A 16,509-nucleotide genomic window follows, 5' to 3' on the forward strand; every position below is an offset into this window, starting at 1 on the left:
CCCAGTCGTGGTGAAGATGGTCCGTGGATGCAACGCATCTTGCGCCCCGACAGTGAGGGGGAAATTAGGCGGCTTTTTCGGGTTGACGTTCGTGCGCGCGGATGGTGACGGCGGCGAGTGCTCCGGCGGCGAACGCGCATCCGGCGGACAGGAAGGAAACGGCACGCAATGCGGCGGCAATCGCGCTGGCTTCGGAATGACCCGCGTGCGCCAATGTCGCGTCATGCACCCGCACGAACACGATGCCCAGCACCGCCACCGCCAACAGCCCCGCGACGCGCGCCACCGCGTTGTTGATGCCCGAGGCCACGCCCGTGCGTTCGTCCGGCACGGATGCCATGACGGTCGCCGTCAGCGGCGCGACGGTGATCGTCATGCCGAAGCCGAGCACGAGCAGCGCGGGGAGCCATCCGGTCCAATAACCTTCGCCATTGCCGATGTAAGGCCGCGCGAGCAAGACGAAACCAACCGCCGCCACGCACGGCCCGACCGTGAGCAAGGCGCGCGCGCCGAAGCGGGTCGTCAGGCCGCCCGTCAAACGCGAGAGCACGCCGATGATGAGCGGCATCGGCAAGACGGCCGCGCCCGCTTCGGCGGCGCTGTAACCGTAGGCGCGAATCAGCGTGTACGGCAGGAAGAACAGCAGGCCGGACAGCGCGAAGTACAGCAGCAGCGTGACCAGATTCGCGCCGGAGAAATCGCGCGAGTGGAACACGTCGAGCGGCATCATCGGATCATGGCTGCGTGCCTCGATGACGATGAACGCCGCCAGCAGCACCACGCCCGCCGCGAGCAAACCGAGCACGACCGCCGAGCCGAATCCGCGCGACGATGCTTCGGTCAACCCATACGTGAGCGCGCCCAGCCCTGCGGTCACGGTCGCGGCGCCGAGCCAGTCGAGCGAGGGTGGCGCATCGGATTTGAGGCTGTCCGGCACCGCCAGCAGCGCGAGCGTGATGGTGGCCGCCGCCATCGGCAGATTGAGGAAGAAGATCGCGCGCCAGGAGAAAGCATCGACGAGCCAGCCGCCCGCCGCCGGTCCGAGCGCGGAAGTGATGGCCGCCACGCCCGCCCACGTGCCGATGGCGCGAGCACGTTCAGCGCCTTCGAACACGGAGCCGATGATCGCGAGACTGCCCGGCACCAGCAAGGCCGCGCCGATGCCCTGCACCGCGCGCGCCGCGATCAGCCAGCGTGAATCGGGCGCGAATCCGCACGCCGCCGACGCCACCATGAACACGACGATGCCCGCGACGAACACGCGGCGGCGTCCCAGCTTGTCGCCCATCGACCCGCCGACCAGCACCAGCGAGCCGAGAAACAGCAGATACGCGTTGACGACCCATTGCATGGCCGCGACGCTGGCGTTCAGCTCGCTCTGGATCGACGGCAGCGCGACATTCACCACCGATCCGTCGATGAACGCCATGCTGGAGGCGAGGATCGTCGACCAGAGCGCCATGCGTCGGCGCGTGCACGGCGTGCCGCTCGCGGCGGGTTGCGCGCGGATGAACAGCTCGTCGCACGGGCTGGATTGCGGCGCGGCGGCGGGCGTCGTGCGTCTTGATGGTTCGACGGATGAATCGGCCAAAAACGCTCCTGTATGTCACGTTCGTCACGTTCGATTCGGTTTCCTGCATGGTACAGCAGGGGTATTCCTGCACGCTCAGATGAGAACCGCTATCATTAAAACATCCCGAGTACGCAGGCATTCGTCGACGCAAAGGGCTCAGAAAACGGAGCCTCGTCATGCAGCCATCGATTGCCGGTCTTGCCTCGAAGTCGTCTTCTAGCGCCGCGCCCGCGAGCCTTACTGTGTGGGAATCGCTCATGCGGCAGGCTGTGGCGGATGAGCGTGCGCGTCGCATCGAGATGGCGCGGGCGGGTTATGAGCAGGCGCTTTCCGTCGCGCTGCAATTGCTCGATGCACCGCCGCCCGGCCGCGCGGACGATTGTCTCGCCGCGCTCGTGGTTTCGCATCACAATCTCGCCGACTTGCACGTCGCGCTGGGCGATATCGATAGTGCAACGAATCATCTTTGCGCGGCGCACGAAACGCTCGCCGCGCTTCATCTGAACGCGCAACGTCCTTTGTCGCTTCGACAAGCCGCCTTGCGTCACACGCGCGAAACGCATGTCGCGCTCATCCGTCATCTCGCGCGCCACGGGCACAGTCCGCTCGTCGCGCGCACGCTCGAAGCCGTCGACCTCGCGCTGCATGGCGCCAGTCCGGCGCGCCATTGACGTCGATTCGACGTCGTCCTCACATCATCGAAAGGAGATTCAAGATGCCTTATACGCTGCCCGAACTTGACTATGCCTACGACGCGCTCGAACCGCATATCGATGCGCGCACGATGGAGATTCACTACACGAAGCATCATCAAACGTATGTCAACAATCTGAACGCCGCGCTCGAAGGAAAGGGCCAGCCGGACGTGCCGGTCGAAACGCTGATCGCTAATATCGATTCGTTACCCGAAGCAATTCGGACGGCGGCGCGCAACAACGGCGGCGGCCATGCGAACCACAGCCTGTTCTGGAAGGTGATGACGCCGCAGGGTGGCGGCAATCCGGATGGCGCAATCTCAAGCGCCATCGATGCCGATCTCGGCGGCTTCGATGCCTTCAAGGACGCCTTCACGAAAGCCGCGCTCACGCGTTTCGGCAGCGGCTGGGCGTGGCTTTGCGTGGATAAGCAAGGCAAGCTCACGGTCGAGAACACCGGCAATCAGGACAGTCCGCTGATGGCGGGCATTGGCACCGGCAATACGCCGGTTCTCGGGCTGGATGTGTGGGAACACGCCTACTATCTCAAGTATCAGAACCGCAGGCCGGAGTACATCGCGGCGTTCTTCGACGTGATCGACTGGAAGGAAGTCGCGCGGCGTTATGAGGAAGCGCGCAAGAAGTAATGCGTTGAACGCGGGCCGGTCATGCCGACGGTTCGCACATCTTTTAACAGGCGTTACCGGCGTAATGCTCGTAAGCGTAACTTACACATCCTCACGCCATTTAATACGGCGCTTGCGTAAAGTCCACTTCACCGATTCGTCGGGCATCGCAGATGCGAACGACGAAGCTCAATCAACGTTAAGAGGTGGATATGAAGACCAGTCGAATCATCGCGGCGCTGTTGTGCGCGAGCATGGGGTTGTCGGCGGCAGCGACGTTTGCGCAACCCGCACCGGGCGGTCCCGGTTATCACGACGATCACGGGCAGCGTTTTGACGATCATGGGCGCCAGGATCACGGTGGCCCGGATCATCGTCCGCCGCCGCCGGTGCATGCGGACAACGGGCCGCATCATCAGGACTGGCGCAAGGGTCAACCGATTCCGAATGATTACCGCGACCATCAATACCGCGTCGATGACTGGCATGGTCACGGCCTGCGTCAGCCGCCGCGTGGTTACGACTGGGTTCAGGTTGGCGGCGATTATCTGTTGATCGCGGCGGCGACGGGCATTATTGCGGATATGGTGCTGGCGCGCTGAGTTGGCTTGGAAGCGCGACGCGTTTGTATGTATTTGGCGTGTCGCGTTCGCTGTTTGTTGGGGTTTTTGGCTGGTGTTTTTTTGTTGTCGTGCAAGGGGCTGCTGGTTTTTGGGTTTTTATTGCAGTAGCCGCCTCCCCGGCGGGGGGGTAACTTTCTTTGCTGCTGCAAAGAAAGTCACCAAAGAAAGCAGCTTTTACCCCTCCGCACGCTGGCTGGAAAGTGTGGTCTGAATTAACGATGCAGTGGCCGCAATAGGACTTCCCTCGGTTGGTTTAGCGTGTGGGCAACCTGACGATTTCGCGCTCGAATTTTTTAGTGTTAGTGGTCCGCAGTCATTCTTTCGGCCATGCGCTACGCGCGCCGAGAACGTAAGAACGGAATCCCGCAGTCTATAAGCGCCCAGCCACCTCACGCTTCTCCGCAAGATTGCTATTCGGTCCTACCTTGGTTAGTGCTCCGACTAAAAGGTGACATGCGTGGGTGGGCGTGCTTTGCCCAGAAGTGCTTACCAAGGTAGGGCCCAATGGGAGAGGTGCGATGTGGCGTGATGTGGCTGGGCGCTCATACGCTGCGGGATTCCGTTCTTACGTTCTCGGCGCGCGTAGCGCATGGCCGAATGAATGAGCGCGATCCACCAAGCGTTGATTATTCGAGCGCGAAATCGCGAGGTTGCCAACGCGCTCTGGCAAACGAAGGACATCCTATTGCGGCCACTGCATCGTTAATCCAGACCAACCCTCTCCAGCCATCGTGCATGGTGTAAAAAGCTGCTTTCTTTGGTGACTTTCTTTGCAGCAGCAAAGAAAGTTACCCCCCCGCCGGGGAGGCGGCTACTGCAAAAAAACCCCAAACAACAGCAGCCCTTTGCACGACAAAACAACAACCCCCCACCACGTTTCTTACCGCAACTCCGCAGCCTCCACAACCGCAAGGTAAGCAGCCAACGCCCTCCGCACCTCACGCAAATACCGCTGCGCCAATTGCACATCACCCATCGCAGGCCGCAGCTTGATCGCCAACGCGCCACTCGCCAACGCACGCAGCATCTCCACATACAACGCACGATCCGCAGCCTTCACACCAGGCATGCGCGCATCGATCACCTTTCTCAACGTGCCAGACTTCCGCTTGCCCCTTTCTTCATCATGCGGCATGGTCGACATGAGAATCAGGCAATCCGGATTACGTTCGAGATAGCTGATATACGGCGTCATGATGCGGTCGATCACCGCGTCCGCCGACAACTCCTGCCACGTCTCCGTCTCGACCTTGCCGAGTTCCTCATCGATCTCACCGGTCGCCGCCATGTGCCGATCCCACAGCGCCAGCAGCAAGGTATCGCGATCCGGAAAGAAGTGATACATGGAACCGATGGGCGTCTGCGCGCGCCGCGCGACACCATGCATGGTCACGCCTTCCAAACCTTTCTCGACGATCAGTTCCGCCGCGGCATCCAGCACGGCTTCGATACGCGCCCGCCCCCGCGCCTGCAACGGCGAGCGCGCATTGCCCGCGCGTTCCGGCTTCGGTTCCGCGTGGTCCTGACCGGGCCGTGGCTTTTTCATTGCGTTCCTCAAATGCTAAAGGCAGAGTCAAACTAGACGCTTCCGTCTAGATTCGTGCATACTAGACGACATCGTCTAGTTTGGCGAGTGCGGTCAATTCATAGTCCGCAGGCTTTTTACTTTGAGACTGGAGTCATCATGGCAGGTGCAGCGCCCGCGCAAAGCGGCAATCCGGACACAGCGCAACAGGGCAAGTCCTCGCGCATGCGTGTGCTCGTCATCGTCGGAATCATCGCGGCGATCGCGGCCATCGCGTGGGGCGTGCGCTGGTGGACGGTGGGCCGCTTCATCGAAACCACGGATGACGCGTATCTCAAGGCCGACAGCGTGACCATCGCGCCGAAAGTGAGCGGCTATATCACCGAAGTGCTGGTCGGCGACAATCAAACGGTCGATGCCGGCACGCCGCTCGTTCGGCTCGATTCGCGTCAGTATCAGGCATCGTTCGATCAGGCGAAAGCCACGCTCGATGCCCGCGCCGCCGACATTCAACGCGCCGAGGCCGATCTGCGGCAGCAGCACGCCAACGCCGATCAGGCGCGCGCGCAGGCGGAAGTGGCGCGCGTAAGTCTGAAGCACGCGGACGACGATGTGCAGCGTTATCGTCCGCTCGCCGCGACCGGCGCGGAAACCGCCGAGCGTTTGTCGAGCCTCGTGAGCACGCGCGATCAGGCGCGCGCCACGCTCACCGCGAACCTGGCCGCCGCGAAATCCGCCGAAACGCAGACGGGCGCGATTCAGGCGCAGATCGCGCAGGCGCACGCGCAAATGGAAGCCGCGCAAGCGCAACTCGAACAGGCAAAGCTCGATCTGCACGACACGGCGCTCGTGAGTCCGCTGGGCGGGAGCGTCGGGGATCGCACCGTGCGCGTCGGCCAGTATGTGCAGCCGGGCACGCGGCTGATGACGGTCGTGCCGGTCGAATCCGTCTATCTGACGGCGAATTTCAAGGAAACGCAGGTGGGCCGCATGCGCGTGGGCCAACCCGCGACGCTGCATGTCGATGCGCTCAAGGGCACGGATCTGCATGGCATCGTCGAGAGTTTTTCGCCGGGCACCGGCGCTCAGTTCGCGCTGCTGCCGCCGGAAAACGCGACCGGCAACTTCACCAAGATCGTTCAGCGCGTGCCGGTGCGCATTCGCGTCGAAACCGGTCCGAACACGCGCAAGGTGTTGCTGCCCGGCCTGTCCGTGACGGTGGATGTCGATACGAAATCCGCCACCGACGACAGCGCGCGCATCGCTCAAGAAAACCATCATGACTGATGCCTCGCAGGCGCACGCCCGCGCGAGCGCCACCGACTGGATCGCGGTCACGGCGGGCGCGCTCGGCGCGTTGATGGCGACGCTCGACATCTCCATCACCAACTCCGCGCTGCCGCAGATTCAGGGCGAAATCGGCGCGACAGGCACGGAAGGCACGTGGATTTCCACCGGCTATCTCATGTCGGAAATCGTCATGATTCCGCTCGCCGCGTGGCTCACGCGCGTGTTCGGGCTGCGCAATTTTCTGCTCGGCAATGCGGTGCTGTTCACCGCGTTTTCCATCATGTGCGGCTTGTCGAACTCTCTGCCGATGATGGTCGCGGGCCGCATCGGACAAGGTTTCGTCGGCGGCGCGATGATTCCCACGGCGCAGACCATCATCCGCACGCGATTGCCGCGCGAACAGATGCCGGTGGGCATGACGATCTTCGGGCTGATCGTGCTGCTCGGGCCGTTGCTTGGACCGGTGCTGGGCGGATGGCTCGCAGAAAATATCTCGTGGTCGTGGTGCTTTTATCTGAATATCCCGGTGGGCGTGACGCTCGTCGCGCTGCTCATTACCGGCCTGCCCGCGGAGAAGGCGCATTGGGAGTCGTTTCTCACGGCTGACTGGATTGGTATTGCAGGGCTCGCAATCGGGCTGAGTTCGCTGACGGTCGTGCTGGAAGAAGGCCAGCGCAATCAGTGGTTCGAGTCGAGCGAAATCGTCTTGCTGACGTGCGTCGCGACCTTCGGCATGCTGTTGATCGCGCTGTCGCAGATGGTGGCGAAGAAGCCTATCGTGCGGCTTTCGCTGCTGCGCAATCCGCGTTATGCGAGCGTGATTCTGATCGTGTTCGCGGTCGGCGCGGGGCTGTATTGCGTATCGTTTTTGCTGCCGCAATTCTTGAGCATCGTCGCGGGATACAACGCTCAGCAGTCCGGCGCGATCATGTTGATTTCCGGCGTGCCCGCGTTTCTCATCATGCCGATTTTGCCGCGCCTGCTTGGCAAGGTGGATTTTCGGGTGCTCGTTATTTCCGGGCTGTTGTGCTTCGCGGGAAGCTGCTTGCTGGATATTTCGCTGACGGCGCAAAGCGTCGGCCATGATTTCTTCTGCTCGCAAATCCTGCGCGGCTTCGGCCAGATGCTCGCGATGATGCCGCTCAATCAAGCGTCGATGGCCGCCGTCTCGCGCGAAGAATCCGGCGATGCCGCCGGTCTCTACAACATGGCGCGCAATCTCGGCGGCTCGGTCGGACTGGCGATCATCGGCACCGTGATCGACCGGCGCAACGATTTTCATACGGCGGCCATTCGCGAATCCGTGACGGCGAATTCCGTGCTCGGGCAAGAGCGCATGGCGTCGAGCGCGGCGAACTTCTTCGCGCAGGGCGGCGACATGGCGCACGCGAAGATGCAGGCGCTCGGCCAGTTGGCGATGCAGATCGGCCAGCAAGCCGTCGTCATGACTTATTCCGAAACCTTTTACGTGCTCGCGATTGCGTTGCTGGCCTGCCTGCCGCTCGCGCTGTTGCTCAAGACGCCCTCCGCGCATCCCGGCGATGCCCCTTCCGCCGGTCACTGACACCATGAATCACTCGATGTTTTTCTCTGCTCTATGCCGCGCGGGATTGTTCAGCGCGGCGCTTGTATTGGCTGCGTGCACCGTCGGCCCGGATTATCGCGGCGCACCGGATATCGCGCCGGACGCGATCAAGAGCGGCGCGTTCGTGCGCACGCCCGCGCAGGGCGTGATTGCATCACCCGCGCCCGCGCAATGGTGGCTCGCGCTCAACGATCCGCAATTGAACGCCCTCGTCGATGCCGCGCTCGCGCATAACCCGGATGTGAAGATCGCGCAGGCGCGTTTGCGTGAAGCGCGTTCGCAGTTGCGCGGACAGCGGGCGAACGAGTTGCCGAAGGCGTCGGCATCGGCGGCGGCGTTGCGCATGCGTTCGCCGGATACGTCCTTGTTCTCCGATCAGAACAGCGGCGGTTCCACCGGTCGCGGACCGATCGATTTTTATACCGCGGGTTTCGATGCATCGTGGGAAATCGATTTGTTCGGCGGCACGCGCCGCGCGATCGAGGCTGCATCCGACGAAGCCGATGCCGTGCATGCCGACCTCGCCGATACGCAAGTGTCGCTCGCGGCGGAAGTGGCATCGGCGTATATCGACTTGCGCGATCAGCAGGAGCGTTTCGCGCTCGCGCAGCGCACCGCCGACTATCAGCAGCAGATGCTCACGCTCACCCAGCAGCGACGCGCGCGCGGCACCGCCGCCGATGTCGATGTCGAGCGGCTCACCACGCAGGTCGATACCACGCGTGCGCGCCTTGTGCCCTTGCAGGAACAGATCACTGATTCCCTCGATCAGTTGGCTGTGCTCACGGGCCGCGCGCCCGGCGCGCTCGATGCGGATTTGGCCGCGCATGCGCCGCTGCCGGCGTTGCCGGTGTCGGTGCCGGTCAGCGATCCGTCGGGCATGTTGCAGCAACGGCCGGATATTCGCGCGGCGGAGCGTCGTCTTGCATCGAGCAATGCGCAGATCGGGCAGCATATTGCGGATTATTTTCCGAAGGTGTCCTTGCTGGGCGACCTCGGGTTTTCTGCGAGCGATCCGGGGCATTTGGTTCGCAAGGAGAATTTCTCGTGGCTGACGGTGCCTTATTTGCAGTGGAACGTGCTGGATTTCGGGCGCACGGCGGCGAGCGTGGATGCGGCGCGCGCGTCACGGGATGAGGCCGAGGCGCGGTATGAGAAGACGGTGCTCGGTGCGTTGAAGGATGCGAATTCGGCGCTCTCGCGGTATGGGTATCAGCGGGAGCATGTGGTGCAACTTGAGCAGGTGAGTGCGTCGGCGGATCGCTCGGCGGTGCTCGTGCGGCAACGGTATGCGGCGGGGGTGGCGTCGTTGATCGATTTGCTCGATGCGCAAAGGACGCAGTTCGCCGCGCAGCAGGATGTGGTGGCGGCGCGGGCGGAGTTGTTGAAGGATTTTGTGGGGTTGCAGAAGAGTTTGGGGTTGGGGTGGGGTTGATGGCGCGGACTGGGGCGCCATCTTTGTGTTGGCGCCCTTGAAATCGCATCGCGTGGGATGAGTCGGCGAAATGGTTAGTCGTGATCTTGGCGCCTGGACTGATTGCCTTGATCGAGTTCCGAAGGGCTTAAGGGGATTCGCTTCACAGTGAATTGCCTCAGGTTGGTTGGGTTCCTTAAGCTGTCGAACCCCGGACCATCGTTTTCGTTATGCCCCAGATAGTCGACGTCGACATATACGTCAAATTTAGACTCTGGTGGTAACGGGAGCCGATAGTCGAAAGTGACGACGTCTGGATTGAGATCGGGGCTGATTACATTCGGATAAAAAAAGTGTCGCTGCTCCACTCTATTTTCATTAATGAGTTCTCCTTCAACGGTACGATGGAGTCCCAGCGCCTGTTCAAAGCTTTCTTTTCGAATGCAAGTATCGACTGAAAAAGCTTTGAGCGTGAATGATTTCGGAGTGCCTGATCTTGCGTCTGCCTCAAGGTAGACTGCACCGAAGTCCGGATAGTATCTTCTGTATAGAATTCCACCCATGGTTTTCTCGACCTTTGGCTTGCCAACAATCCGGTTCACTTCTTCGAACTGCATGCGTTGGCGTGCCCAATCGACCCCAACCTTGAGCCATTGAGCTATCACGGCTTGCTGCTCTGCGGAAGCCAACTTGGACGTCGCCCTTCCGCCTCCCCCATTTGTCGTGCTACTGCCGTGGCTGTCCGTCATTTGCATGGGCGAGAAAATAAGCGGTCCGGCTATCGCTGTTGAATTTTGGGCTGCAAACGTCGGGCTCAGGCAGAACAAGGGCACCGCGATCGACGTAAGCATCCCAATAGCAGCCCGCGACTTCTTCCGTGAAAAATGCATCATCTTCCCAAGGCCGTCCCGCATAATCGACATCTTTCGTCGGGTAATCAGCTGCCATGTCATCAATATCAATTGCTGTCCCTCCGAGGCCTGTGTTCTTCAAAAGATCAAGTGCGAAAGCTCTTGCGTTCGAAATCTCTTCGATCGCTGTGTTGTTATCGGGGATGAAATTGCTCAGCCAATTAGCTCGCTTCCACGACGTCAAGATCCTTAGATAGTAGGCTACCGCCATTCGCTTGATGCTGATCAGCGCGGCGGTATCACCTGGGATTTTTGTGTTCGCAGCAATCTGGGCAATGGCTTGATTTGATTGCAGTAGTTCTCTCTTTGGCCATTGGGCAATGAACGGGAGATCTCTCAATGGATGCTTGTCGTTATCCAGTTGACCGGAGAAGCTTTGCGCATTCTGTTGTACGAAAGCGTACATCCAGAAGATCTGCTGACAGTGTCGGGTCTCGTGATAAAGCGTCTTCGCAAGTTCTCGAATCTGCTTCAGGCGCTGTGAATGTGCATCGCCATTTTTCATCGTCCCCGTGAAGATGTCTTGCAGCGCGTCGGTGTTGATGAACAAGTCCCACCGGGAGGCAGTGAAGCCCCCCTGCGATTCAGCGATATTCTGGTAATTTTTCGAAGCGCGGAAAGATTCGACCCCGATGAGCGGTAAGGCCTCATCCGGGAGCGCGAAATCTCCAAGCTTGCTCTGGAGCGCCGCTTTGAGTATTGGGGCGACTAGGTCGGCCAACTCATTGGCAGAATCACCGTCAATTGGCCACGTCAACCTAAGCGTCGCCTCGCTCTCATTCTTTCCAAAGTAACTCTCACCCCATTTCACTTTCTCAAGCAGACACAGATGGATGGCGTTCGCGTAAGCGTCTGCGACCGGATAGGCCAGCTTTCCAGTTTGACTGTCATGCGCCACGGAATACCGCATGCCCCAGTTGTTAGGGCTGCACTTCGCCAGACTGGCATACTTGTTCTCACTAGTCGGCACGTTCTGATTCTTGAACGCCTCCTTCGTTCCAAAGGTTTGGCTGCTGCGCTTTTCCATCGTCGATAGTGCAGGCGCCATCGCTTCCCCATCTCGCGTCAATGCAACACGGCTTATCCCGATCGGATTGTCCGAGCCATCGTCATGAAGAATCGCCACCGTTGCGAACTGGACCGCATCCGAGAGCACAAGCGACGTTTCACCGAGTGAGTTGCTCACGCTCTTCAGAACCGTTCCGTCATCTAGCGTGATCCGATACGGTTGTTCAGGCAGTCTGAAGCCCGAGCTGTGCTCGACGAGAACGAAATGCTCCACCACCTTCGCATCCGCGACATCCGTCAACGGCATTTTCACCGGCGTGTCCTGCGGCCCATCGGTTGCGTGATCCGCCGCGTGAACGAGAAACGCCCCGTTGGTCAGGCCTGTGATCCCTTGCGCGCCGATCTCGATCACACTCCCTCCGCCGTTCAGCCGGATTCCCTTGGCGCCCGTGAGATTGATCCACCCATCCGCGCTGACAATCTCTGCATTGCGCCGGGCGATGATCTGCACCGCCTCGCTCTGCGCTTCGATACGAATCTTGCCCGCCGCGGCCGTGAGCCTGATTCCAGCCTTGTGCGCAAACAACGATACCGATTCGATCACGCTCGCCAACAGCGAACGCGCGGCAGCAAAGCTCACGTTGCGCCCGGCGGTGAGCGCCATATCTTCGTCGCTTGCTAAGTGCGTGCTGCCGGCCGTGGTGGTCTGGATGCCCGCAGGACTCGCGAGCGTGAGATGGGGCGCCGTGTATTCGGCGCCGCTTTCGCCCGCCCCGCGTACCGCGTCGGTGGCGTGCTTGATCGAGCGGGCCACCTCCGCCTGATCGCCTCCGCTCTGCGCGCCGTGCCGTTGCGCCAGTTCGGCCACGCTTTCGTGAATGTCGCTCGCCTGCGTGAGCCGAGCGAGCGTTTCGCCCATGTCCGTGGCATGACCTCGCGCGTTCTCGCGTGCCTCGGTCGTCACGAGCATCCCCTTGGCCGCACGCGCGACACCGTGGCCGTCCGTGCGCAACTCGAAGCCCGCGCCGCGCGCGTCCTGTCGCCCCTTGTTCCCGTCGATACGCGTATTGAACCCCAGGCTCAGGCTCGACTTCGCATGGTCGCTGGCCAACTGCGCCTGCATCCGGCCGTGCGTGTCGTCCAGCGCGAGATGGTTCGAGGCGAGACTTCCTTCAAGGCCCTGACTGCGCCATCCGCTCAAGGCGCTGTTGCGCGGCAACTCCCACGGCGGCAGATTGAATGCGTCCACCACGAAGCCGGAGACGTAGGGACGATCGGGGTCACCGTGAACGTGCGAGACGATCACCATCTGTCCCGCGCGGCCCGGCGTGACCATTCCCATCTGGCTACCTTGCCATTGCGTGGCCATGCGCACCCAGATCGATGTCTCGCCGTCGTAGCGGGAGGCTCGATCCCAATCGTATTGAATCAGGACGCGCGCCTTGTCGTCGGTCCACTGTTCGAAGTGCTCGCGCTCCTGATGCACCGGCGTGACGATCACGGCGTACTCGTCATCCACGTGCGGCCGGGGTGTCACCTGAGGCAGCCGGTAGAACTCATCGATCGGCTGCAGCTCAAACGCGCTGCTCACCGAATAATGGCGCGATGCATCCGAGGATGTCGCGGCTTCGGTGATGTCGAGATCGCACCCGAGCACGATGTACTCCCGGTTGGCCTTCGTCTGCGGATAGTTCGTCAGTTTGAAAGTGCGGCCGGGCTGAAGTCCGCGCAACGCGCCCTTGCCCTGCGCGCGCAGTCCCGCGCAACGCAGCGCCTCAAGCTTCACGCGCGCCAGATGCCGGGCTTCGTCTCGCCAGTCGTGCGTCGAGGCTGCCCCGTTGACAGTCTCGGGCTGGGCAAACTCGGCGGGTGCGTAGACTTCAATGCGTGAGCGCGCCGTGCCTCGTTCGTCCTCGTATCGCTCGCGCAGCGGCGCGTTGCTCTCTCTCAGGCGCGGCTGCATGTAGTCGTGATCGTTGACCGTGACCGCGCCCGCTGTCGTGGTGCAGGTGACCGACAACTCGCTGATGTATTCCTCGTCGATGCGCCCGCCCGCGTGATAGCGCAGCGTCTCGTAGGCCATGCCGTGACCGTGAAAGCCGCTGAGCGTGTCGGAGATCACGATGCTATGGGCGTCCTTCACATGCTCGAACCAGAAGAACAGCCCCCATTCTTCCATCAGGCGCATGGCCAGATTCCAGTCGGACTCCCACGCCTGACGAATCAGATCGCGTTTCGGATAGCGCGGCTGCCCACTCCATGGTCCGGCGATGCGCCAGTCGATCGTGCCGTACCTGCCCAGCAGCGTGGAAAGCACATCGAGGATCGACTTATTCCTGAAGATGCGTGAGTCGCGATTGAGCGTGGCCCACCACATGGATGGGCGCAGCACGAACTCATAGACCGCCGCGCGATCCTCCACGCACAGGATGCGGGCCGAGGCGATATGGCCGCTGAGGTAGCGCGTGTTCGCGCCGATGTTTGCGCGGCCCGTTTCTCCCTTCTGGCCTGCGCGCAACGTGCCGATTCCTGGAAGCTGGATGGCCACCGTCCCCGCGCTGCCGACGATCTTCTCAAGATCGATCTGTGCGGCATCGGCCGGGAGGCGCAGAAAGTCGGGTTGTCCCACCTCGGCAAGCACGGTGTATTCGTACAACTCGCCGAGCGCCTCGCGTCCGCGGACGCTGCGCGTGATGAGCATCGATTCGCGCCATTCCCGGCGACCCGGCCCACGACCTACGATTTCGGGCAGCGACTCACCGCTGAACGTGATGGTACGGGTTCGATCGTTCCACGCCATCGCGTTCATGCTCCGATGATCGTCGCGCCGCACGCGGTCCGATCGCCGATGAACGCGACCTTGATGCCACGATGGGTGCGTGTGCCGCTCGCGATGATGGGATACGTGCCGCCGCACTTCGGACACTCGCTCAGGTGTCCGTCGAGTGCGACTTCGATGCCCTTATGCCTGAGGTCTTGCGCCGCCTGAATGACCGCGCCGCCGTGATCGGTCTTGTCGCCCAGACGCGCCACGTCGCGCCCGGTAAGAGTATCTCTCATCGCCTTCCTTTGATTTCTGACGCGCGTCGCCCCTGCCAGCGAATGAGCTATGGCATCGACACGCGTGTTCGAAAGGCGGAATTTACAGGGCGCAGAAGTTGCCGTTCGTCATAAATATTCGTTGACTTTAGGCAATAAAAAATGAGAGAGACTGTGGACTAATGTGGCGAGTAATACCTTTTGCTGGTCCGTTGCAGCAGCAACGGACCCGACTACGGGCGGCGCTTTCAAAGCACCGCTTTGACTCACTTCTTCCCATCCACCACCGCCACCACCTCCTCCTTCGTATACTCCTTATTCGCCAGCGCCCCCGCCGGCGTCTTCGCCAGCACCGCATCCAACTCCTCCGGCTTGACTTCAAGCACCGGCATCCGAATATCATGCGGCAGCTTCTTCCCCGCCAACACCTGCTGCGTCACCCAGAACGCAAACGTAGAAGCCCCCGGCGGAATGGTCACGGACATGGTTTCATAGCCGGTCTTCTTCTGATCCGCCCACCAGGCCAACTCCTCCTGACGATTGCCGAGAATGATGATCGGCGTCGGCCTTCCCGCGGCCTTGATCGCCTGCGCGGCACCGAACCCATCGCCGCCCTGCGTGACCACGCCATCGATCTGCGGCAGCGTCGGCAGAATACCCGCCACCTGTTTCTGCGCCACCGTCTGCGTCCAGTCGCCGTGCACCGAACCGACGATCTTCATGTTCGGATACTTCTTCAGTTCATCGACGATACCCTGATGAATCTCGTCATCCACGGACACACCCGCCAGCCCGCGAATTTCCAGCAAGTTGCCCTTGCCGTTCAACCGCTTCGCAAGATAATCGACCTGCATGCGTCCCATGCCCTGAAAATCCACGGCGATGCGATACGCACACGGCTCCGTCGCAATGCCATCGAACGACACGACCGTCACGCCCGCCGCGCACGCCTGCTTGATGACGCCATTGAGCGCAGTCGGCGACACCGCATCGACGGCAATCGCTTTGAAGCCTTGCAGGATGAGGTTTTGTATCTGCTGAACTTGTTCGGTGGCCTGGCTCTCGGCCGTCGTGAAGGTGGGCGCGGCCGCGACGACCTTCTGCTTGACCGCCGGATCGGCGACATTGGACCAGCTCTTGAGCATCTGCTGACGCCAGCTATTGCCCGCGTAGTTGTTCGACAGCGCGATCTTGAGCGACGATGTATCGCCGGTCGCGACCTGCGCCATGGCCGATGCCGACAACGCGGTCACCACCGCGCCCAATGCGATTCGAGTGATCTTGTGCATCTGCGTCTCCTTAGCGCGCTGCGCCTCTTATGCCGACATAAAGCGAATAGATCGAAGTCGTCGCCGCAATGAACAACCGGTTGCGATCGATGCCGCCAAACGTGAGATTGGCGACGACTTCCGGAATCAGTATCTTGCCGAGCAAGGTTCCATCGGGCGCGTAGCAATGCACGCCGTCATCGGCGCTGGTCCACACGTTGCCTTGCTCGTCGAGGCGCATGCCGTCCGGCACGCCCGTTTGCATCGAGATGAACACGCGGCCGCCGCTCAACGCGCCGTCTTTCGCGACATCGAACACGCGAATGTGACGCGGCGCATCTTCACTGTGCGATGCACCCGAGTCCGCCACATACAGTTTCGATTCATCCGGCGAAAACGCAAGACCATTGGGCTTCACGAAGTCATCGCAGACGATACGCACGTGACCATCGGCGGGACTCACGCGATACACGTTGCATCGCCCTATTTCGCTATCCGAACGATATCCCTCGTAATCGCTGATGATGCCGTAGTCGGGGTCGGTGAACCAGAAATCGCCACGCGAATCCACGATCACGTCGTTCGGCGAATTGAGCCGCTTGCCCTCGTAATGCGAAGCCAGCACGGTCACGCTGCCATCGTGCTCGGTGCGCGTGACTCGGCGTGCGCCGTGTTCGCAACTCACGAGCCGGCCTTGCGCATCGCGCGTATTGCCGTTGCTGTAGTTCGACGGCGCGCGATACACGCCCACGCCCATTCCCGGCGCCCAGCGCATCATGCGGTTATTGGGGATATCGCTCCAGATAAGCATGTCGGCTGCGGGAAAATACACCGGTCCTTCGGCCCACAAGCAGTCGCCGGTCAGCTTCGTGAGGAACGCGTTGGGCTGCAACATCAGCCTGAAACGCGCGTCGTGAACTTCGAAATCGCTCGGTTTCATCGTCTCCTTGTC

General features: G+C 61.3%; 13 protein-coding genes. 6 read left to right on the top strand and 7 right to left on the bottom strand.

Annotated elements, in window-relative coordinates; translation table 11 throughout:
• Nucleotides 1–64: 64 nt before the first annotated feature.
• Nucleotides 65–1,591 carry an MFS transporter gene (locus ACZCWR_RS33715; RefSeq protein ID WP_487306418.1) on the bottom strand — a complete coding sequence of 509 codons (1,527 nt, stop codon included), beginning with the start codon at nt 1,589–1,591 and terminating at the stop codon, nt 65–67.
• A gap of 158 nt (nt 1,592–1,749) precedes the next feature.
• On the opposite strand from ACZCWR_RS33715, the gene ACZCWR_RS33720 reads away from it, so the two are divergent.
• From ACZCWR_RS33720 to ACZCWR_RS33730, 3 genes are all read left to right on the top strand, one after another.
• Nucleotides 1,750–2,244 carry a DUF2753 family protein gene (locus ACZCWR_RS33720; protein WP_487306419.1) on the top strand — a complete coding sequence of 165 codons (495 nt, stop codon included), beginning with the start codon at nt 1,750–1,752 and terminating at the stop codon, nt 2,242–2,244.
• A gap of 44 nt (nt 2,245–2,288) precedes the next feature.
• Complete coding sequence (locus ACZCWR_RS33725) at nt 2,289–2,915, top strand: superoxide dismutase (protein ID WP_487306420.1); 627 nt, start codon at nt 2,289–2,291, stop codon at nt 2,913–2,915.
• Nucleotides 2,916–3,106: 191 nt separating this feature from the next.
• Nucleotides 3,107–3,496, top strand: a complete 390-nt coding sequence (locus ACZCWR_RS33730; RefSeq protein ID WP_487306421.1) for an RcnB family protein — start codon at nt 3,107–3,109, stop codon at nt 3,494–3,496.
• Between the two features lie 901 nt (nt 3,497–4,397).
• Here ACZCWR_RS33730 and ACZCWR_RS33735 read toward each other — a convergent pair.
• Entirely contained in the window at nt 4,398–5,063 is a 666-nt protein-coding gene (locus ACZCWR_RS33735) for a TetR/AcrR family transcriptional regulator (protein WP_487306422.1), read from the bottom strand.
• Nucleotides 5,064–5,201: 138 nt separating this feature from the next.
• On the opposite strand from ACZCWR_RS33735, the gene ACZCWR_RS33740 reads away from it, so the two are divergent.
• From ACZCWR_RS33740 to ACZCWR_RS33750, 3 genes are read left to right on the top strand one after another with little or no spacing between them, the layout of a single operon-like run.
• Nucleotides 5,202–6,329, top strand: coding sequence for an HlyD family secretion protein (locus ACZCWR_RS33740; RefSeq protein ID WP_487306423.1), 1,128 nt, complete (start codon nt 5,202–5,204; stop codon nt 6,327–6,329).
• Nucleotides 6,322–7,896 (top strand): MDR family MFS transporter, encoded by a 1,575-nt coding sequence (locus ACZCWR_RS33745; protein WP_487306424.1) that lies wholly within the window; start codon nt 6,322–6,324, stop codon nt 7,894–7,896. Before ACZCWR_RS33740 ends, ACZCWR_RS33745 begins: the two co-directional genes overlap by 8 nt.
• 4 nt (nt 7,897–7,900) lie before the next feature.
• Nucleotides 7,901–9,352, top strand: coding sequence for an efflux transporter outer membrane subunit (locus tag ACZCWR_RS33750; RefSeq protein WP_487306425.1), 1,452 nt, complete (start codon nt 7,901–7,903; stop codon nt 9,350–9,352).
• Nucleotides 9,353–9,426: 74 nt separating this feature from the next.
• Here ACZCWR_RS33750 and ACZCWR_RS33755 read toward each other — a convergent pair whose 3' ends face one another.
• The 5 genes from ACZCWR_RS33755 to ACZCWR_RS33775 all read right to left on the bottom strand — a co-directional run bounded on the left by ACZCWR_RS33755 (nt 9,427) and on the right by ACZCWR_RS33775 (nt 16,497).
• Complete coding sequence (locus tag ACZCWR_RS33755; protein WP_487306426.1) at nt 9,427–10,020, bottom strand: hypothetical protein; 594 nt, start codon at nt 10,018–10,020, stop codon at nt 9,427–9,429.
• Between the two features lie 37 nt (nt 10,021–10,057).
• Nucleotides 10,058–14,059, bottom strand: coding sequence for a type VI secretion system Vgr family protein (locus ACZCWR_RS33760; RefSeq protein WP_487306427.1), 4,002 nt, complete (start codon nt 14,057–14,059; stop codon nt 10,058–10,060).
• Nucleotides 14,056–14,310: a PAAR domain-containing protein gene (locus tag ACZCWR_RS33765; RefSeq protein WP_487306428.1), complete on the bottom strand. Its 255-nt coding sequence runs from the start codon at nt 14,308–14,310 to the stop codon at nt 14,056–14,058. The genes ACZCWR_RS33760 and ACZCWR_RS33765 overlap by 4 nt, the downstream gene beginning before the upstream one ends.
• Before the next feature lie 245 nt (nt 14,311–14,555).
• Nucleotides 14,556–15,578: a substrate-binding domain-containing protein gene (locus ACZCWR_RS33770; protein WP_487306429.1), complete on the bottom strand. Its 1,023-nt coding sequence runs from the start codon at nt 15,576–15,578 to the stop codon at nt 14,556–14,558.
• 10 nt (nt 15,579–15,588) lie between these two features.
• Nucleotides 15,589–16,497, bottom strand: coding sequence for an SMP-30/gluconolactonase/LRE family protein (locus ACZCWR_RS33775; protein WP_487306430.1), 909 nt, complete (start codon nt 16,495–16,497; stop codon nt 15,589–15,591).
• Nucleotides 16,498–16,509 lie beyond the last annotated feature (12 nt).

The sequence above is a fragment of the Caballeronia sp. A2-2 genome (assembly GCF_057612605.2).

Coding starts and splice junctions, on each gene's coding strand:
- ACZCWR_RS33720 (WP_487306419.1), top strand. CDS start 1,750: ATGCAGCCATCGATTGCCGGTCTTGCCTCGAAGTCGTCTTCTAGCGCC.
- ACZCWR_RS33725 (WP_487306420.1), top strand. CDS start 2,289: ATGCCTTATACGCTGCCCGAACTTGACTATGCCTACGACGCGCTCGAA.
- ACZCWR_RS33730 (WP_487306421.1), top strand. CDS start 3,107: ATGAAGACCAGTCGAATCATCGCGGCGCTGTTGTGCGCGAGCATGGGG.
- ACZCWR_RS33735 (WP_487306422.1), bottom strand. CDS start 5,063: ATGAAAAAGCCACGGCCCGGTCAGGACCACGCGGAACCGAAGCCGGAA.
- ACZCWR_RS33740 (WP_487306423.1), top strand. CDS start 5,202: ATGGCAGGTGCAGCGCCCGCGCAAAGCGGCAATCCGGACACAGCGCAA.
- ACZCWR_RS33745 (WP_487306424.1), top strand. CDS start 6,322: ATGACTGATGCCTCGCAGGCGCACGCCCGCGCGAGCGCCACCGACTGG.
- ACZCWR_RS33750 (WP_487306425.1), top strand. CDS start 7,901: ATGAATCACTCGATGTTTTTCTCTGCTCTATGCCGCGCGGGATTGTTC.
- ACZCWR_RS33760 (WP_487306427.1), bottom strand. CDS start 14,059: ATGAACGCGATGGCGTGGAACGATCGAACCCGTACCATCACGTTCAGC.
- ACZCWR_RS33765 (WP_487306428.1), bottom strand. CDS start 14,310: ATGAGAGATACTCTTACCGGGCGCGACGTGGCGCGTCTGGGCGACAAG.
- ACZCWR_RS33770 (WP_487306429.1), bottom strand. CDS start 15,578: ATGCACAAGATCACTCGAATCGCATTGGGCGCGGTGGTGACCGCGTTG.
- ACZCWR_RS33775 (WP_487306430.1), bottom strand. CDS start 16,497: ATGAAACCGAGCGATTTCGAAGTTCACGACGCGCGTTTCAGGCTGATG.